Annotated in this window: 16 protein-coding genes and 2 pseudogenes; 11 read left to right on the top strand and 7 right to left on the bottom strand. The window is 38.4% G+C overall.

Annotation, left to right across the window (positions count from 1 at the left end):
* Window positions 1-25: 25 nt before the first annotated feature.
* Window positions 26-205, top strand: a pseudogene (locus tag LEP1GSC199_RS22200) (hypothetical protein); the annotation flags it as partial.
* A 293-nt stretch (window positions 206-498) separates the two neighbouring features.
* Here the strand turns inward: LEP1GSC199_RS22200 and LEP1GSC199_RS21475 are convergent.
* The 3 genes from LEP1GSC199_RS21475 to LEP1GSC199_RS13840 form a co-directional block, all read right to left on the bottom strand.
* Window positions 499-927 (bottom strand): hypothetical protein, encoded by a 429-nt coding sequence (locus LEP1GSC199_RS21475; RefSeq protein ID WP_039926887.1) that lies wholly within the window; start codon window positions 925-927, stop codon window positions 499-501.
* Window positions 928-1,287: 360 nt separating this feature from the next.
* The gene (locus LEP1GSC199_RS21470; RefSeq protein ID WP_039926883.1) at window positions 1,288-1,497 is read right to left on the bottom strand and encodes a hypothetical protein; all 210 of its coding nucleotides are present in this window, start codon (window positions 1,495-1,497) and stop codon (window positions 1,288-1,290) included.
* Between the two features lie 22 nt (window positions 1,498-1,519).
* Window positions 1,520-2,383 (bottom strand): AraC family transcriptional regulator, encoded by an 864-nt coding sequence (locus tag LEP1GSC199_RS13840; protein ID WP_002985462.1) that lies wholly within the window; start codon window positions 2,381-2,383, stop codon window positions 1,520-1,522.
* Window positions 2,384-2,595: 212 nt separating this feature from the next.
* Between LEP1GSC199_RS13840 and LEP1GSC199_RS13835 the strand changes: the two genes are divergently transcribed.
* The 3 genes from LEP1GSC199_RS13835 to LEP1GSC199_RS13825 all read left to right on the top strand — a co-directional run bounded on the left by LEP1GSC199_RS13835 (window position 2,596) and on the right by LEP1GSC199_RS13825 (window position 5,446).
* Window positions 2,596-3,351, top strand: a complete 756-nt coding sequence (locus tag LEP1GSC199_RS13835; protein ID WP_002985456.1) for an SDR family NAD(P)-dependent oxidoreductase — start codon at window positions 2,596-2,598, stop codon at window positions 3,349-3,351.
* A 531-nt stretch (window positions 3,352-3,882) separates the two neighbouring features.
* Entirely contained in the window at window positions 3,883-4,383 is a 501-nt protein-coding gene (locus tag LEP1GSC199_RS13830; RefSeq protein ID WP_002985440.1) for a DUF1579 domain-containing protein, read from the top strand.
* Between the two features lie 208 nt (window positions 4,384-4,591).
* Complete coding sequence (locus LEP1GSC199_RS13825; protein WP_002985433.1) at window positions 4,592-5,446, top strand: DMT family transporter; 855 nt, start codon at window positions 4,592-4,594, stop codon at window positions 5,444-5,446.
* 203 nt (window positions 5,447-5,649) lie between these two features.
* Here the strand turns inward: LEP1GSC199_RS13825 and LEP1GSC199_RS20555 are convergent, their stop codons facing one another.
* Together LEP1GSC199_RS20555 and LEP1GSC199_RS13815 are read right to left on the bottom strand one after the other, a co-directional pair.
* Window positions 5,650-6,612 carry a hypothetical protein gene (locus LEP1GSC199_RS20555; RefSeq protein WP_002985467.1) on the bottom strand — a complete coding sequence of 321 codons (963 nt, stop codon included), beginning with the start codon at window positions 6,610-6,612 and terminating at the stop codon, window positions 5,650-5,652.
* 468 nt (window positions 6,613-7,080) lie between these two features.
* The gene (locus LEP1GSC199_RS13815) at window positions 7,081-7,659 is read right to left on the bottom strand and encodes a hypothetical protein (RefSeq protein ID WP_002985451.1); all 579 of its coding nucleotides are present in this window, start codon (window positions 7,657-7,659) and stop codon (window positions 7,081-7,083) included.
* A gap of 124 nt (window positions 7,660-7,783) precedes the next feature.
* Here LEP1GSC199_RS13815 and LEP1GSC199_RS13810 point away from each other — a divergent pair, with 124 nt between their 5' ends.
* Both LEP1GSC199_RS13810 and LEP1GSC199_RS13805 read left to right on the top strand, forming a co-directional pair.
* Window positions 7,784-8,380: a TetR/AcrR family transcriptional regulator gene (locus tag LEP1GSC199_RS13810; RefSeq protein ID WP_039926889.1), complete on the top strand. Its 597-nt coding sequence runs from the start codon at window positions 7,784-7,786 to the stop codon at window positions 8,378-8,380.
* 29 nt (window positions 8,381-8,409) lie between these two features.
* Window positions 8,410-9,270, top strand: a complete 861-nt coding sequence (locus tag LEP1GSC199_RS13805; protein WP_002985448.1) for an alpha/beta hydrolase — start codon at window positions 8,410-8,412, stop codon at window positions 9,268-9,270.
* A gap of 24 nt (window positions 9,271-9,294) precedes the next feature.
* Here LEP1GSC199_RS13805 and LEP1GSC199_RS13800 read toward each other — a convergent pair whose 3' ends face one another.
* Window positions 9,295-10,593 (bottom strand): methyl-accepting chemotaxis protein, encoded by a 1,299-nt coding sequence (locus LEP1GSC199_RS13800; RefSeq protein ID WP_002985500.1) that lies wholly within the window; start codon window positions 10,591-10,593, stop codon window positions 9,295-9,297.
* Window positions 10,594-10,740: 147 nt separating this feature from the next.
* Here LEP1GSC199_RS13800 and LEP1GSC199_RS13795 point away from each other — a divergent pair.
* A pseudogene (locus LEP1GSC199_RS13795) lies at window positions 10,741-11,914 on the top strand (DDE-type integrase/transposase/recombinase).
* Here the strand turns inward: LEP1GSC199_RS13795 and LEP1GSC199_RS13790 are convergent.
* Window positions 11,911-12,174, bottom strand: coding sequence for a hypothetical protein (locus LEP1GSC199_RS13790; protein ID WP_002985476.1), 264 nt, complete (start codon window positions 12,172-12,174; stop codon window positions 11,911-11,913). The pseudogene LEP1GSC199_RS13795 and the gene LEP1GSC199_RS13790 overlap by 4 nt on opposite strands.
* Window positions 12,175-12,464: 290 nt before the next feature.
* Here LEP1GSC199_RS13790 and LEP1GSC199_RS13785 point away from each other — a divergent pair, with 290 nt between their 5' ends.
* The 4 genes from LEP1GSC199_RS13785 to LEP1GSC199_RS13770 all read left to right on the top strand — a co-directional run bounded on the left by LEP1GSC199_RS13785 (window position 12,465) and on the right by LEP1GSC199_RS13770 (window position 17,709).
* Window positions 12,465-12,875 (top strand): hypothetical protein, encoded by a 411-nt coding sequence (locus LEP1GSC199_RS13785; RefSeq protein ID WP_002985502.1) that lies wholly within the window; start codon window positions 12,465-12,467, stop codon window positions 12,873-12,875.
* A 303-nt stretch (window positions 12,876-13,178) separates the two neighbouring features.
* The gene (locus LEP1GSC199_RS13780) at window positions 13,179-15,170 is read left to right on the top strand and encodes a methyl-accepting chemotaxis protein (RefSeq protein WP_002985504.1); all 1,992 of its coding nucleotides are present in this window, start codon (window positions 13,179-13,181) and stop codon (window positions 15,168-15,170) included.
* 349 nt (window positions 15,171-15,519) lie between these two features.
* A complete protein-coding gene (locus LEP1GSC199_RS13775) occupies window positions 15,520-17,220 on the top strand; it encodes a hypothetical protein (protein WP_002985412.1) in 1,701 nt (566 codons plus the stop codon).
* Between the two features lie 9 nt (window positions 17,221-17,229).
* The gene (locus LEP1GSC199_RS13770) at window positions 17,230-17,709 is read left to right on the top strand and encodes an LA_3150 family lipoprotein (protein WP_002985485.1); all 480 of its coding nucleotides are present in this window, start codon (window positions 17,230-17,232) and stop codon (window positions 17,707-17,709) included.
* The last annotated feature ends 69 nt before the right edge of the window (window positions 17,710-17,778 follow it).

Raw genomic sequence — 17,778 nt, 5'->3', positions numbered from 1 at the left:
ACGCACAAATTGAGAAGAAGTTGGTAAATGGATTGAAGAATACAATTCGGTAAGACTTCATTCTGCAATCGGTTACGTAACACCTATGGATGTGTTTTATGGTCGCAAGGAAAAGATTTTAGCAGAAAGAAAAGAAAAACTACTTGAAGCAAAATTGAAGAGAAAAGAATACTCGGTAAAGGCTAATATAAGGCTTGTTGCTTAGCTTAATTTTGAATCTCAAAATTCTGTTTTTCACTGAACTAAGACAGTATTTGGTAAACTTAATCAGAGATGAAAAAAAATCTCTCTATTTGCCAAATACCAAATTGAATTTAGAAATAAGTTATCTTGTTGAGGGAATGTAACATCTAAAGTCATATCAGTAACAAAAAAATGCGCGTTTCCAAATCGAATTTTAGATTCTCGCATTTATCTTTTTAAAGGATAACTACTGTTCCATAAGGAAGGCTTTGACCACCACGGTTGCCCGTATAGGTTGTGCTTTAGGAAAAAAACCTACAAACGGGAACTGCGGTTTTGTCTGACAGAAACTTTCGCAGAGTATTCCGCATTATTGATATGATCAATAAAGTCTGTTGGATTAAATTTGGCAGAAACAAAATGCCAACTATTACTTGTTCGTGGATCAGTACTGGCGTTTAACATCATTGTATAAATTTTATAATTTACTGCAGTACCTGTTGGACTGATTAAAGTCAATTCTGACGATAATTGTCTACCTTCCATATAAGTTAAACGTACCGACTCTTGATCCGGTTGAAATTCAATTAATTGCGGAAGGGCATGAGTATAGACTATGGAAGTTGTATTTTCGGTTGTGTAGGTCGGAAGGATAAAGGGATGCATGGGATTATTAATGTGCAAAGTGATTGATTTTTCCGTTTCATCAATCACTCCTTTCATCCGATATTCTGGTGCATCCAACGATGTAAACTTCGGTATCAAAAGCCGGTGTGGTATAAGTTCCAGTGTTTACTGAGGCAGCGATAGTAGGAATAGTAAAATCCACAATCATATCAACAGAAGTCCCCCCTTTGGTTCCCACCAGATTGGAAACACAAACAAAAATAGATTTGGAACCTTCCGAACCTAACGAAGAAACCGGAATTTCCGAAGTGATATTAACATTAGCTGTTACATTTCCAGAATAGATGATAGTTCCCGTATTACAATCAGCTGCGTTTTTTCTGATGGAATAGGTTCCTGTTTTGGAAGAACGCCAAGTAAAATCTGTAGAATTAATAGATCCATTTGTCGCACTGATAGAGGCAGCACTAATGGAACTTACAGTAATGACAGGCCCAAGGGATGGAACATCGGATCTACAAAGTTAGGTGCTCCATCTCCATCAAAATCAGCTGTTGGAAAGGCCGCAGTAATGGGGTCGGTCCCCAAAACTGCCACCAATTGATTCAGAAGAGGACCGAGAACCCCCGCATTGGCTTGGTAGTATTCGCTAACACTTTCAATATCATTTTCGACTTGGGTACTCAAAATTTCATCTTTAGGAAAAAATTCACATCACCAATTCTTTTAGATCCTTTGCATCTTTAGCGGGTGAGTTACCAAAAAAACGACTATATTCTCGACTGAATTGAGATATGCTTTCGTAACCAACATCTAACGCTGCATCGGTGACCGAATAACCACTAAATGCTAAAAGTTTCCTCGCTTCCAGTAGTCGTAACTGTTTTTGAAATTGGATCGGACTTAAACCAGTGATTGATTTGAACTGACGGTGAAATGTGGTAATGCCCATACAAGCTCTGTCTGCTAATTGTTCGATTTCAAATGAATTGATAAAATTTTGCCGCACCCATTGGATTGTTTGGTGGATACTCGATTCTTTATCACGCGATTGGAAAAGTTGCCTAAGGCGCCATCCATCGGGACCAATGAGAACATGATATAATATTTCTCTTTCGTATACTGGAGCGAGTGCCGGAATATGTTCTGGAGTTTTGAGAAGCCTGAGCATCCGAAGACAAGATTCCAAAAAACCAGATGTGGCAGGGCAGGCAGAAAATTCGCTAGAACCATTTCTCGAATTTAGATTGTTAGGTGGAATGTCATTTAATAAGTCCAATAACACGGTCTGATCTAACTGTATCCCGACGGATAAGTAAGGCAAACCGTTCTCTCCTTGTCTTACAAATCCCGTAGCTGGCATTTCAGTAGGGATCACAAAGTAAGAAGGTGCCTCAAGATGAATCACTTGCGTACCAATAGAGATCGTTTTACCTCCCTGCAAAACAAGTCCAATGATTGGTTCGTATATAGCCGCTAGTTGGTGTGCTGGCACTTCCCCTTTGATAATGAGCACTCTCGGTAATTCTGTCTTTGTCGGTTCTGTTGTTGCCTTTCCACAAAGTTCAATCATCTCAGTCAGTATTTCTTTCACCACATGATCATAGCCCAAATGATCCTTTTAGGCATTTATTTAATTCATAATCTTCATTTTTTTAGTAAATTTAGGCCTTATTTTTTCTATATTGGCAGTTTTAGGCAAGGAAAAGGCACGATCCGATCTTGTGAAAGTTGCCTAGATCCGCTATGGTAAGACCCAGGAAAACAAAGGAATAGGAGAAGATTATGAAAATAGCAATCATCACTGGTGGAAGTAACGGTATCGGCAAAGCAACGGCATTGGAGCTCGGCAAACGAGGTATAGGTGTAATCCTTACTTACAATTCTTACAAAGATCGTGCAGAAGTTGTCGTGAGTGAAATTGAAAAAAACCCAGGAGTACGTGCTGTTGCTCTGAAGTTGGATCTCACAAAAAAAGAAACATTTACAAAGTTTGCCGAAGATGTAAAAAACAAACTCTCTGAGATTTGGAACCGAAACAGTTTTGACTACTTAGTGAATAACGGTGGCATCGGTGGACCAATGACATTCACAGATTTAACAGATGAGTACTTTGAACAAATTCTCAATACCAATTACAAAGGCCCAATATTCTTATCACAGAAACTTGTAAGTTTTATGGAAGATAATGGTGCCATTGTCAATACTTCAAGTTCATCCAGCACCAAGGCATTTGTAGGATATTCAATCTACGGATCTCTTAAAGCAGCACTATCGACATGGAGTCGTTATCTCGCAAATGAGTTAGCTCCTCGCAAAATCCGTGTTAATACGGTATCTCCCGGACCTACACATAGTAATTTTGGAGATGGGGTCTTTGACAAATATCCAGAATTCATCAAACCTTTGGCCGATCAAACTGCCTTTGGTCGTATCGGATTACCAGAAGACATTGGAAAAGTAATTGTGAATTTACTCTCTGATGATTTCGGATGGGTCACAGCACAAGATATTGAAGTATCTGGAGGACATTTACTTTAATACTTTGTTCGAAGTATTAAATAGACGATTCAAAGTAGATTTCCCAAAATAAAATGCTGCTACAAAATGTAATTTCGCCCGGTTCCGAATGCCGGGTTTGACAATGATAAACTTAACATTACATAAAATACAAAAGAATCTCTTACATTCTCTATTCACAAAAAAATCTATCTAGATCCATTTAAGTATATTTTTTATCTGGGCGTTCCCAATCCCACCAGCAAGAAAGATTAATCCTAACAAGGGTCAGGCTCCTCCGGGGTGCGCTAACGCTCCCGTCACCCACCATCTAACGATGGATGGTGACCAAGCCCTACGGATCCTTAACGCTTAGCAATTGGTATACAAACCAACTCTTCGGAGTTAGGATCATATTTTATCCATAACACTGGAATTTGGTTTTAGGACAGAGACATTTCTATTTTCATTCCAACAATCAATTTCTTTTCTACTTGAATGATTTCTGCTTCCATACGCAAATTAAAAAAATACCAACTTTGATTTCAACGCTATAATTATAAGGTTTACTATATGTCAAAAAGCAAATTCGAACAGTCATTAGAGAATGGACCTCACAACCAATTACAAAACATAATCGGAATTTGGAGTGGAAAAACCAAAACCTGGTTTGAAAAGGATGTTCTTGCAGATGAATCCGATGTTGGAGCAACTATCACTAGCTTGTTGGAAGGTAGATTTATTTCTATCGATTATCACAGTAGTTTGGATGGGAAACCCTTCGTAGGAAAAATGATCCTTGGTTTTGACATTCCCTATCAAAAATTCACAAGTTCCTGGATTGATAGTTTCCACATGGGAACACAAATCATGTTATCCAGTGGTGTTGCCACGATGAACGGATTTTCTGTAACAGGTTCTTACGGAAACCCAGAGTATGGTGACAAACTTTGGGGTTGGAGAACAGAGATTTTATTCATTAGCGATAATGAATTTTCTTTGACTGCGTTCAATATTTCGCCTGAAGGGGAAGAGGCCAAGGCAACGGAGACATTTTATAAAAGAGTTGGGTGAGGGAGGATGTAGTGGGATTGGTCAGAATCGAAACTAAAAGGCTTGAAGAGATTTGCCACCTCACCCATTTCCCCTTCTTCAAATACATTCCTGTTATGCGCTATGGGTGAAATTTATTTGATTTATACGAATTTTATTTACTTAAATTTTCCAGGTTAGTAATTCCGTTAAATAAATTATTTGTATTTTTTAAAATTGCTTAAATTCTATGACTAAAATTCGCATAATTCTCCTTACATCGTTTTCATTGGTCGCTTTTGCAGCAAATTCAATTTTCTGTCGATTAGCTCTCAAAGGCACCAACATTGATGCTGCTACTTTTACCAGTATAAGATTGTTTTCTGGAGCTATTTCTCTTTCCTTTTTAACATACGCAACACAGAAAAAAATGATAATTTCAGGAAACTGGATATCCGCTTTTATGTTATTCCTTTATGCTGCTTGTTTTTCTTTTGCTTATATAAGTTTACCTGCTGCTACTGGCGCACTTCTGTTGTTTGGAGCTGTACAAATTACTATGATTGGTTACGGATTCCAAATCGGTGAAACCTTAGATATTACAAAAATTTGCGGAATAATATTGGCATTTGCTGGTCTTATTTACTTACTTATGCCTGGAATTAAATCACCTTCTTTGGTTAGCTCTATATTTATGCTTACAGCTGGTGTTGCTTGGGGAATATATTCTCTACGTGGAACCAGATCAAATAACCCAACTGCTACCACTTCAGGAAACTTTATTAGAGCTATTCCTTTTTCAATTGTACTAAATATCTTTATGTTTGATAATTGTAATCTTGATAATGATGGAATTCTATTAGCTGTTTTATCAGGTGTTCTTGCTTCTGGTGCAGGATACGCAATATGGTATTCTGTATTGCCAATTATAAAATCTACAAACGCTTCTGTATTACAATTAATCGTACCAGTTCTTGCATCCTTAGGTGGAGTTATTATAATTGATGAACCTTTAACATTAAGAATCATTGTTGCATCCATCATGATACTCTTCGGTATTTCCCTTGTATTAATAGGAAAATTGCATACAAAAACTAATACATAATTCGCAAAATTTTTAAACAGCCACATCGATTTACCGCTTCGCTTCGACACGAGGCCTCGCTTGGGCTGCGCCCCGTTCCGAATGCCGGATTTTGCAACAATAAACTTAACATTACATAAAAAAAAATCACAATCTGATTTTTTTCACCTGATACGTATTATGAGATCGATAGTTGTTCAGAATGTTTAGGAAAGACCGAGGAATCACTCGATACGAAACATCCGAAATTCTGTCAACGATTGGAAACCATTGGCGTCCGTGAAAAAAGCATCTCCTTTTACTTGAAGACATGTGTAATTTGCCTCCGTATCTGTTAGCTGGAATGAAAGTTTTGCATGAGTATCTCCTGCGGGAATTGGATCTGGGAATGTTAAAGATTCACCATAATCGATTGGGTAGCCGGTAATTGGACGAAAACCAGAGGCACTTATATCTAAAACTTCTAAAGGGCCATGCTTAAACTTAGCAGCAAATTCCACTCTACCTCCTACGATTCGACCTTCCAAACAGAAATGATTACAATCCCCATATATGACAGGTACCATGGCGACACCGACGCAAGCACGATTATGGGAATAGTCTGCTTCTTTCATGGACGAACCATATGCATTCCTTGCCACAACGATGATTTTAAATTTTTGGTCTGCCCTACTAAAAAATCGGAACCAAATATCTTCCCCGAAAATTTCCGGTGTTGTTGAATACGAATAGATTACATTATGAACGACCCCGTCTGCAGAGCGATACATATCACGTTTTCCAATAAATGCGGTGACAGCTGTTTTGTTATGTACAGGTAACTGAAAAGTTATACCATCCACTACGATAGAAGCATCTAACTTATTCGGATCAATTGCAGTCGGGGCATCAGCCATTTGCAGATGGATGTCATTCAGTATAGGAGGATTTTCTGGTTGTCCTGGGGGCGCAATACCGCCAGACGGAGGCATTTGCGTCGGTGATGAACTTTCATCCGTAAAGAATGTTGAAGAGGGAGTAGGAATAGCCAAAGCCACTAAACTTTTTTCATCGATAGGATTACCTTCCTTTGCGCAAGAAAGAGAAATAAAGAGAGCAAAATATACAAAAAATACATTCTTAAAAAAAATAATCTTTTGATTCGATACTAAAACTCGAAACAACATTGTTTCCTTTTTTATCACCATTTCAGCAATCTCCTGCTATATTTTTAAATATCTAATAAAACTAATGAATAGAATATTATGAAAATCCAATACAGTCGTCCTAGGACGGGAATCCGGAGGAAATATAAAGCAATTTTATTGAACAAAACCTTGATTTGAATCTCTAAAGAAACCAAACCAAGGAATTCACTACAAAACAAGAATATGGCAGAAAGGAAATAAAACTTATGACATGTATTGCGGCGAGTTAGTCACTTAATAGAGAAGAGTGGGACCAACGGAAAAATTAAAAACTCAAGCAAATATTGGTTCTTTTTTAGTGCGTTCCCAATCTCTACTAACAGGAGTCATTCTTCGAAATCAGGGCCAGGCTCCTCCGGGGTGCGCTAAACGCTCCCGTCACCGTCCATCTAACGATGGCAGGTGACCGAGCCCTACGGATCCTTAACGCTTAACCTAGGGATATAAATTTAATTAGCATTCCCAATACTAATTTTGCCTACCTTCAATGATTTGTAACAAAATTACAATCGCAATGCCCATTCTTCGATCCAGTGAATTTGCAATATCTGAAGAAAAGTCTATATTGAATTGAGGAACAAATGGATTGAAAGTCTGTTGTAAAACTCCCACCTGATTCTTGTTTAATGTAATGAAAAATTTCTGAGGAATTAAATTGGTTAAAAAACGGCGGAGAATTGCCTTAAACATACTATCTTCATCAATAGAACCAACCACTTGATCCTTTGTGTCGAGTATTTCCCAAGAATCTTTTAGTATAGATTTAAAACCTTTTCTACGAAGTGATCCAATCGCCTCATTCGAAGTAACATCCACTACATCGTAAATTGCCGAAAAATCGATCACACTACGTGCTTTTATTTTTAAGAGTTCTTTTGATTTTGTTTCATCTGCATAAACCGTAATATCTTCTTTTAGTTTAAAAGCTTTCTGTTTTACGAAAAAGAGAAGTTTGTTTTTGTTCTCATCAAAGATACGAATTTCACCACCAAAGATTTTCAAAAAACTCTTTTTAGCAAAATATTTGTTAAATGTGTACTGTTGCATAGGCCACGATTGTAACAAAACCCTACCAAACTCAAGTCAAAAAATAATTCAAAATTGCCAACCCATACATTAAACTTTCAAAAAAATGCTTTACAAAATTAAACGAACGGTCGTACTTTTATTTATGGGCAAAGGTGAGGATACAAAATCTATGATTTTGGAAAAAGCAGTCCAAGTGGCGAGTGTCCAGGGATTACAAGGGCTCACCATTGGAACCTTAGCCGATGAATTGGGGATGTCCAAAAGTGGACTCTTTGCAAAATTTGCCTCCAAAGAAAACCTGCAAATCGAAGTGCTTAGAGTGGGAAGTGAACTCTTTCGAAGAAATGTAGTGTATCCTTCTTTAAAAACCAAACCAGGATTACAAAGGCTAAAAACTGCGTTTCAGATGTGGTTGTCATGGGCACATACAGATAGTTTGCCTGGTGGTTGTTTGTTTTTATCTTCTAGTTCCGAATTTGATGATAGGCCAGGAGTTGTCAGAGACCATTTAAAAAAAACGCAACTCAGCTGGCAAAAAACTCTAAAACAATTTGTTCAAGATGCAAAAGACACTTTAGAATTAGATGCAAATACAAATGTCGATAAGTTGGTGCAAGAAATTTGGGGACTTATCTTGGCATTTCATTTTTACAATAGGCTTTTAGAAGATAAAAATAGCGAAAAAAGAACCAAACAAAGTTTTAACGAATTAATCAAACGATTTCAAAATGAAGATTAGAAGGATTAACACAAAAAAAGGAATTAGTAATGGCAACAAATAGCACGATCGTTCGTACTTTAAACAGAACCTACCCCATCCCCATAGAAGAAAAATGGGCATTTGCTAGAAGAAAACCTATGTTTCTGGGATATGTGGCTGCACAATATTTTCTATCTACGCAGAAACAAAAACCATCTCGTAAAGAAATGGATGTGTTGGCACTAGCAGAACAAAAAGAATTCCAAGAAAAAGAACACCGCATCCAATACTTTCATTGGAAGGGAAAGGGAGAAACCATTCTTCTCATTCATGGTTGGAATGGGAATACAGGAAATTTTTCGAGGATCATACCTGCACTTGTGGAAGAAGGTTACAATGTATTCGGAATCGATTTGCCTGGACATGGTTTTTCTTCTGGCCGGTATTCCAATATCGTTCTTTCGGCAAAAATGGTATATAAGTTAGTCGCCGATATTGGTAATCCAAATTTTATCATTACACATTCTTTTGGTGGGGCTGTGGCAACCGTTGCACAAGAATTAGGTGTTGGTGCGAGTAAATTAGTTTATATTGCACCACCTTTGCGGTTGGAAATTTTAAGAAAAAATTTCAGTGAATACTACCAACTGACTGAAGAAGAACAAGAATCCATGCGTTCGGTTCTAGAACGAAAGGTCAAACAACCTTTAAGCAGTTTGGATTTGGAAGCGGCTGGTCCTAAGTTTAACAACTCTCTACTTGTCATTCATGATGAAGATGATGTGGAGATTCCATTTTCTATGGGCCTTGCTGTTTCAAAAGCATGGAAAAATTCTAAATTAGTTCCAACCAAAGGACTCGGCCACAAAATGATTTTGCGAACCGAGAGTGTTAAGGAAGAAATTCTAAGTTTTTTAAAAGAGGACTAAGAAACGAAAGGCCAGAGTTAAGAACTAACTCTGGCTCATGGATGCCAATTTATTGGCTTCATCTTTAATCATTTCAATATGTTCTTCTAGATCTTTGGAGGCACGACTGATTTCGTTGACCTCCATTTCTAGTTGGACAATTCCTTTAGATGCTTCTTTTTGACCAAGTAACTGTTCTTTGGTGGATTCGGAAATTTGTTTGGAGAGTTCTCGAATTTGTCCTAGTTCCAATAAAATAGCTGATAAAGTATTTCTTTGTTCTATATACAATCGATTCATATCTTGGATTTCGACCAGTGTTTGGTTCAATCGGTCAATTTGTGATTTTGCTAGTTCCCCAGTGTTTTTGGATGCATTTCTAGCATTGGCTATGATTTCTTTGGAACTTTTGACAACGATGGAAATTCGTTTTACATTGTTTTTGGTAAACTCAGCAAGTTTACTCACTTCATTAGCAACAACGGCAAATCCTTTTCCTACATCACCAGCTCTTGCTGCTTCGATTGAGGCATTTAACGCTAGTAAGTTTGTTTTTTCACCAATTTCTGCGACGATGTTATTGATCTCATTAACTTGGTCAAAGGAAGATTGGATGGCTTCTAAATGGGCTGCTGTTTGGTCAGCTACTTCGGTAACGGACATACTTTCTTTTTTATTGATCTCTGCTATTTCTACCAAGCGTTCACTTTGAACAAGGATTTGGTCTACCGTTTCTTTTAATATCTCAGTATCTGAAACCATTCCTTGCACTTTGTTGTTTTGTTCCTCAATAGAGGATCCATTGGATTCAAAAGAACTAGAAAGTTCGGAAATGACAGCTGTGATTTCTTCTAAGGAAGCAGCTTGCGATTCTAGTTTAAGAGACGTTTGGGAGACAAAGTTACTGAAGTTAGTGATCGAACTTTCTAGTTTAACTGCTGCATTAGCAGAAATTTTATTTCGTTCCTTGGTTTGATTTAGGAGAACTTCTGCTTCGTCAGCTTTGAACTGAGCAAGAGTGCTAATCTTTGTTAGGAGCTGAACAAGTAAACTCACAATGTATCCAGCAATCAGAATAAAAACTGGTTTTAGGACTTCACCTGCCATACCAACATAACCAATTTGACGAGAAAGTTCTGGATCAACGGAAAGTTTGATTCCACCAATGGTCACAGCACAATACAAGGCAATTGCTGAGGTAGTGGCACCAATCAATGAGTTTAATAAAACAAACTTACGATCTCCTAAAAATCCAGAATAAATGGCATTAAAAAAATAAATAAAATATACCGCTGTATTGGCGAGAGCTGCCTGCGCTTCATTTAAACTTAAAGTGCAATCCATAATAATGGTGCCACCAAGGACTAGAGTATCGAAGAGAATTAAGAGTTTATGAAACCAAGTAGGTGGATGGTATGAGGAGGTCAGATAGGTAACAAAAGAGACAACTCACATGGGTAACACCTACATTGTGTATCGGAGGACAATCCGATGCCTTGGAAGGAAACCAAAGTGATAGAAGAAAGAATCAAGTTCATAGCAGCTGTTAAAAGTGGTCAGTGGTGTTTTGCCGATCTTTGCCGAGACTTTAATATATCGAGAAAGACTGGCTATAAATATCTAAAGAATTATGAGTCGGAAGGTATCGACGGACTCAAAGATAAATCTAGAAAAAGAATCACTCAGTCCAATGAAACTCCTGAGAAAATCGTTCACCTAATTGTATCTTTACGTGAAGACCATCCATCTTGGGGTCCCAAAAAACTCCGTCCCATACTCAAAGCAAAGTTTCATCGCATGAAACAGATTCCAAGTGAAACTACAATTGGAAACATTCTTCGCAAAAAAGGCCTAGTCAAACCTAAGAAAAAAAGACCAAGAGTTCCACAGTCTCTATTTCCTTTTTCCAATGTAGTCGCTCCCAATGATGTATGGTGTGTTGATTTTAAAGGCCATTTTACAGTAGGAAATGGCAATCGCTGCGATCCACTAACAATTACAGATGCATATAGTCGCTACCTTCTAGCATGTGAAATCCTGAATAAAACGAATGCAGAGCAAACAAAAGCGGTATTTGAAAGGGTTTTTAAAGAATATGGACTACCACAGGCAATCAAATCAGATAATGGATCACCTTTTGCAAGTAAGGCCATTGGCGGCTTAACTAGTCTTTCTATATGGTGGTTGAAATTAGGGATCCGACCGGAACGCATTGAACCAGGGAAACCATCTCAGAACGGTCGTCATGAGAGAATGCACAGAACACTGAAAGAAGAAACTGCATTACCCCCAAGATCTAGTTTGGATGCACAACAGACCGCCTTTGATTCATTCCGTGAAGAATTTAATAAGGTAAGACCACATGAAGCGGGTTTTCTGACACCTGCAAGTTTATAAATCTTCGAAAAGGACATTCCCAAAAAAGATTCTAGAGGTAGCTTATCCCACACATATTGTTACCGATAAAGTCCATGAAAGTGGTTTTGCGCAGTACGGGCCCCATCGAGTGTTCTTTGGGAATCCTTTCATTGGAGAGGTAGTTGGCTTTGAAGAGATATCTGATCGGCATTGTCGTCTTTACTTTGCGGATGCAATTCTTGGAATTTTGGATTTGTATACGAGTAAAGTGTTGAAATACCAGAGGCTATTGTATAGAATTGACTAGTAAAAGTGTAACCCATGTGAGTGATCTAAAGTGTTACCGATGTGCCTTTCCATACATGGATTTGTTTTTTTCTCTAAGACATAAGCAACGGCACAGTAGAATCCCATGGTGCAAGTTCCCACCATGTGGATCAAAAACATCTTTGGTTGGAATTCGTCCTTTGCCCCAATCATAGCCAGAAGGAATAAAAGAACCAATCCAAATCTGATTCTGTTGATTATGATTTTGCCTTGTTTCCAAAGATCAGCAATTGTTAACACTAAATACCCTCATTCATTACATCACCAGATTGGCGATTAGGTGCAATATTTTATTGGTCTTACTTCATCTACGAATCAAAATCTAAGGAAATGATCTGCATTTTCCGATTTTTCAATGAAATTTGGATTTTTGAACAAGAGAGAACCGTTCGTTTTTCGGTATCCACAGCAATTTTGCGCAAGGGAGACATAAATACTGGAGTAACATATATAAATTGGATTTTTCAATTGATAAACTAACAGCACTTCACCGATGCTTAAAAAAGACTTTGGAATCATAGGAGAGATTGATGACAGCTGGATATTCAGGAAAACCACTCGTTGAAAAACTAGGGATCAAAGAAAATATGGTCCTTCACTTGATCAATCTCCCCTCTAAGGACTTTATCAAAGACTGGGGAACTTTTCCCAAACAAGTCCAAATCCTAGACAAACCAAAGCCAGGTTTGGATATGATCCATTTTTTTACGGTTTCATCGGAGGAGTATCGCCAAAAAATACCAAAACTTATGGGACTGATCAAACCAGCAGGAATGATTTGGATTTCTTGGCCGAAAAAAACCTCAAAAATTCCATCCGATATGAATGAGAATCTAATCCGCGATTTTGCATTGGAACTTGGACTTGTCGATATTAAAGTTTGTGCCGTTGATGAAGTTTGGTCAGGACTAAAATTGGTCATCCGGAAGGAAAACCGATAAAAAAGTTTAGTACTTTCTGAATATCTAATATTACCACCTGACATGAATTAAGTCCAACTGGGGTTTTAGTAGAAAAATTTCTATTAGAAAAACTGAAAATAGATCACATTCTTTTTAATGGCTTTATAAAGCATTCGTACTTATCCGAAGATATGGTTAGATGGTAAAAAAAAGACCACTGAAAAAATCTAAAAAGAAAGAGGATAGAAAGATTTCGTACGAATCGTCCTATATGTGGTTTGACAAATCTGATCCAAGGATCATGAAATATGATTCTATTTGTTTTTGTTAGGAAAAGAAAAAATGAAGTTCAATAGCCTAAAGACTGTAATTGTCGCTTTGAGTGTGGCCGTGATTAAGGTCCTTACCTTTGGAATCTCCTCATTTGCTTACATCATAGGCAAATCCTACATTGTAGATGCTTATATCGGAGAAATGAAAAACGTCGCCAGGCTCTCCGGCAAACAGATTCAGAATTTTTTTGACCAACAATTTCTTTTGGCAGAATTAAATGCCACTAACCCTGAATTTGCCGAACGTTGTATTAAAAAAGATCGTAAATACCTAGACCCACTCCTTGCCAATTTGAGCCAAAAATTTGGAGTTTATGAAAACGTTTTTTTATCCACAGCTGAAGAGAACCCAATCGTTTTTTCCGATGCAACAGGCAAAGCCATTGGATTTCGTTGGGGAAACACAGGCTTTGATGAAAATATCAAAGCCGTTCTGAAAGGAAAACCTCTTTTAAGTAAAGTGAATCGTTCGCCGGTCACGCAGGAACCCGTTGCAGTTTTAACCATGCCTGTATTTCAAGGCAAACAAGTTGTGGCAATCTTTGCTTTTGCAATTTCTTTAAACCACTTAACCGATGAAGTGGTGAAGGATGTCAAAATTGGAAAAGAAGGTTTTGTTGCCTTCACGGATAAAGAAGGCCAAGTCATTGGACATCCTGATAAATCTTTAATCTTAAAGTTGGATCTTAAAAAACTAGACTGGGGAAAAAAGTTACTCGAATTAAAATCTGAAGAACATATGGAATATTTTTTCGGCAGAGAAAAAATCGCAACAGTATATGATCTAAGCCAATACAACATTCGGTTGGCAACGATTGCTTCCAAAGGAGAAATTTTAACCGTTGTTCATGATATGTTGTTAAAGATTGGATTTTTTGCCGTTGTCATTTTGACTATTTCCATTTTTGCACTTTCTCGACTCATCACACAAAGACTAAAACCCATTTCGGGTCTTCGTGACCTTTTCAAAAAAATGGCTACAGGTGACCTAAGCGAATCTTTAAAAATCACACACGATGATGAAATTGGTGAGCTCAGTGGTGATACAAATTCCTTTTTGATAAGTCTGAGAAAGATTGTATCGGAGATTCAATTTATATCGCAAGAACTTGCCTCCAGTGCCGGAGAACTTTCCTCTAGTTCTGATAGTTTTTCTGGAGGAGCACAAGCAACAGCTGCTTCCACCGAACAGATGTCAGCCACGGTAGAAGAAATGTCTGCCAGTATGGAAAACATCACAGGTTCTATCGATATCCAACATAATAACATTTCCCAATTTCGAAATAAAATCCAAGATTTAGCGAATAGTGTCAAACAAGTCGCAGACGAAATCAATCATACCCTCAATCGAATGAAGTCGATCTCGAGCCAAGCAAAAGAAGGAGAACAGTCGCTTACCGGTATGAATGATATGATTAGTAATATATTGAAATCATCCGATGAGATGAAGGCAATCATTGCGATCATCAATGAAATTTCGGACCAAACACAACTTTTAGCGCTCAATGCTGCGATTGAAGCGGCACGTGCTGGGGATGCAGGAAGAGGATTTGCAGTCGTCGCAGAAGAGATCTCCAAACTTTCCATTCGAACTGCCTCTTCGATCAAATCCATTTCGGAAATGATTAACAAAAACTCAAAAGAGTTAGATGGGGGTGCAAAAAGTATCCAATCTTCGACTTCACTCATCCAAGAAATCATTAAAAACATCAATGATGTTTCCAGGGCAATGGATTCTCTCTATAACATCATGGGTTCTCAAGCAGAAATCAACCAATCGGTTTTGGAAAACTCTGGTGTTGTGAAAGACGAATCAGACCAAATCAAAGTCGCTGCGGACGAACAAAGGGGTGCGGTAAGGGAGATTACCGATGTGATCACACAAATCAACGAACATACCGTCAACACGGCTGCCGGTGCAGAAGAGATGTCCTCTTCTGCAAAAAATCTCTCAAACACCGCGGACAAATTGAAAGGGATTTGCGACCAGTTCCAATTGTAGGAATGCTTGCGGAAGGGATCGCAGCGGAAATCCTTTCTGTAGGAAAGATTGGAGCGTAGAGCCCGGTCCGCTACAGCGGATCCGCCCAAAAATTCCGATAAAAACAGCCATTTCTCCTCAAGCTGAGTAGTGATGATTTTGTAATAAAACTCCCTGCCTATTATGACAAACCCAGGTTTTAGCAAAAAAATGTATAAAAACTGGGCGAACTCTGGCCTTGTAATCATTTTGTAACATAACTGTCATCGAAACCCAACAGTACTTCAATACGTTTGTAACTAGACTGAAACATTGAATCGGAACTTCCCTTCCGTTTGTAATAAATCCAAATCAGTCGTAACCGATACGAATGAAGACTATTTCAAAAGCCATCTTGGCCATCCTCTTCTTTGCGACGGCCGTTTCTGCAGAATCAGAAACTCCCGAATCCAAAGAATTGGTTCCAACGGGCCAAACCCCCGCAGAAACCAAAGAACATAAAAAAGAATCAAAAGAACCACAAGCGAAAGTATACCGAGAACTCTATGAGGATACTGATTCAGGCCAAATTTTTACAAAACCGGGTCCTAATCGAGTGAAGGTGGAATACAACCGTCCCCTCAATGGAAATACAACTACCCTTCCCGATGCCTTTACCCATAGACCGGATGATACCGCGAAAGAAAAACTGACGATCACAGGCCGTATGCAGTTTCGGGGAGTTTCTGGTTCGGAAGACTCACTTTTCAATAATGGACATCGTGATTTTAATACAGTCGATTGGAATTTTCGAAGGCTCCGATTGGGTGCCCAATACGAAAACGATTGGTGGGGAACCAACATCCAACTTCGTTTAGAAAACATGCTCAATAGGCCCGATATAGTTCAAACAACCAACACGTTGAATTATTTGGATGCAAACGGAAAACCGGCTACAACAACTTATGTAACCAATACTCGCCTAAAAGATAACCGTGGTTATATCCATGAAGCTTTCGCTTATGCAAAAATTCCTTATGCTGGATTACGATTTGTGTTTGGACAATTGCCCACTCAATTCAGTAGAGAGTATATACAATCTTCTGCTAATTTTGTGACTTTAGAACGCAGTATGATTGTGAATGCCATTCCTCAATTTGATAACGGAGTGATGATCCAAACAACTCCCTTAAAAGAGATTAATCATAAATGGGAAAGATACTTACAAGTTTCCCTTATGGTGGGTAACGGAAAAGGAGGTGGTGGAGATTATGGAACGGGAAGACGACAGGACCTAACTACCGCTAATCGCTATGGCACGGTGAACACTTCTCCTATTTACTATGCACGGGCACAAGTGAATGTGTTTGGTGGACTCAAACGAGAGTCTGACGGTAAGATGGTGAACTGGCAAGAAGGAGAAGAAATTTTCCAACGGGAGCTGAAATGGTCTGTGGGTGCAGGTTATGTGCAAACTCAGAATTTGATTACACAAGCCTTGTATGTTCCCGAATACACACCAGGCACAACGAGCGGAATTCAATTGTTAACAGCTCAAGGATCCAATCCCGATCGTGGCAGTTTAGATTCCAATGGAAATCCTAATTTTTTAGTCCAAAATTCGGTTCCTACTTTGGGACGGCCAAAGATGGGTCTGATCGGACATACTTACGATAGTACCTTTACTTACAAAGGGTTTTATTTGTCAGGCGCCTACACTACGTTTGGTGGGGCTGCTTCCAATGATTTATTTGGATATCATGGAACGATCGGTTATAACATTCCTATTTTGGATAAATACTACATCATGCCTGTTCTAAAGTATGAATACATCCAAGGTGATTTTAATCGGAATGGAAAGGTAGATCCGACGGATTCTTTACGAGTGTATTGGGCGGGTTTAAACCTTTTCGGTGACAAACACCATTTTAAAGCCCAATTATATTACCAAGTACTTGGAAATCAGTTTGATGTGAATCCAACCACTGGAAACGCAATGCCGATTGATGACAGAAGGGTTTATCTACAATTCCAGGCAAACTTTTGGACCGGAGTTGTTTCTCCTGAAGCTTACAGTTATAGACCAAACTAAGAGGAAAACATGAACTTAAAAATTAATTTAATGATACGATTCTTTATGATTCTAGTGGTTTCGATCTTCCTTGGAAACTGCCAATCCAAAAAACAGAACCGGGATGAAATCTCATCCCTTGTGATCAACAATTTACTAAATGGTGTGGCGGATCGGAACAAATCATTAGTGGTGATGGAAGTGGCTGATCTTGGTGGATCCTTTACAGGAACTTGTTATGATTCCTTCCAATTAAACGGCGGAAACGTTGGTTCCACAGCATACTTTAACACACCACCCGGAGGTGCAGGTGGTGCCCTCAATACCAACATCAAAAAATATGCGGTATCTACTTCCTCTTGTTCGGATTTAGGATTTGCCAGTGGAACTAATTTTGGTTCTACATCACAAAGACCTAATCCTGACGATATGTTTACTTTTAAGATGTTTACTTGTGATCCGAATAACAATCCTTGTGCGAAATCGGCGATCACAGCAGCAGGATTTTGATTACATAGTAATTGTTATTTGCGTAGAGGTTTCCATCACAAAAGGATAAAATCACTATCCTTTTGTGAA

The organism is Leptospira vanthielii serovar Holland str. Waz Holland = ATCC 700522, from assembly GCF_000332455.1.
Classification (GTDB): Bacteria; Spirochaetota; Leptospiria; order Leptospirales; family Leptospiraceae; genus Leptospira_A; species Leptospira_A vanthielii.
Note: the sequence above shows the minus strand (reverse complement) of the source record. Positions and strands in the feature narration are given on the sequence as shown.

Coding starts and splice junctions, on each gene's coding strand:
- LEP1GSC199_RS13840 (WP_002985462.1), bottom strand. CDS start 2,383: ATGATTGAACTTTGTGGAAAGGCAACAACAGAACCGACAAAGACAGAA.
- LEP1GSC199_RS13835 (WP_002985456.1), top strand. CDS start 2,596: ATGAAAATAGCAATCATCACTGGTGGAAGTAACGGTATCGGCAAAGCA.
- LEP1GSC199_RS13830 (WP_002985440.1), top strand. CDS start 3,883: ATGTCAAAAAGCAAATTCGAACAGTCATTAGAGAATGGACCTCACAAC.
- LEP1GSC199_RS13825 (WP_002985433.1), top strand. CDS start 4,592: ATGACTAAAATTCGCATAATTCTCCTTACATCGTTTTCATTGGTCGCT.
- LEP1GSC199_RS20555 (WP_002985467.1), bottom strand. CDS start 6,612: ATGGTGATAAAAAAGGAAACAATGTTGTTTCGAGTTTTAGTATCGAAT.
- LEP1GSC199_RS13815 (WP_002985451.1), bottom strand. CDS start 7,659: ATGCAACAGTACACATTTAACAAATATTTTGCTAAAAAGAGTTTTTTG.
- LEP1GSC199_RS13810 (WP_039926889.1), top strand. CDS start 7,784: ATGGGCAAAGGTGAGGATACAAAATCTATGATTTTGGAAAAAGCAGTC.
- LEP1GSC199_RS13805 (WP_002985448.1), top strand. CDS start 8,410: ATGGCAACAAATAGCACGATCGTTCGTACTTTAAACAGAACCTACCCC.
- LEP1GSC199_RS13800 (WP_002985500.1), bottom strand. CDS start 10,593: ATGGATTGCACTTTAAGTTTAAATGAAGCGCAGGCAGCTCTCGCCAAT.
- LEP1GSC199_RS13785 (WP_002985502.1), top strand. CDS start 12,465: ATGACAGCTGGATATTCAGGAAAACCACTCGTTGAAAAACTAGGGATC.
- LEP1GSC199_RS13780 (WP_002985504.1), top strand. CDS start 13,179: ATGAAGTTCAATAGCCTAAAGACTGTAATTGTCGCTTTGAGTGTGGCC.
- LEP1GSC199_RS13775 (WP_002985412.1), top strand. CDS start 15,520: ATGAAGACTATTTCAAAAGCCATCTTGGCCATCCTCTTCTTTGCGACG.
- LEP1GSC199_RS13770 (WP_002985485.1), top strand. CDS start 17,230: ATGAACTTAAAAATTAATTTAATGATACGATTCTTTATGATTCTAGTG.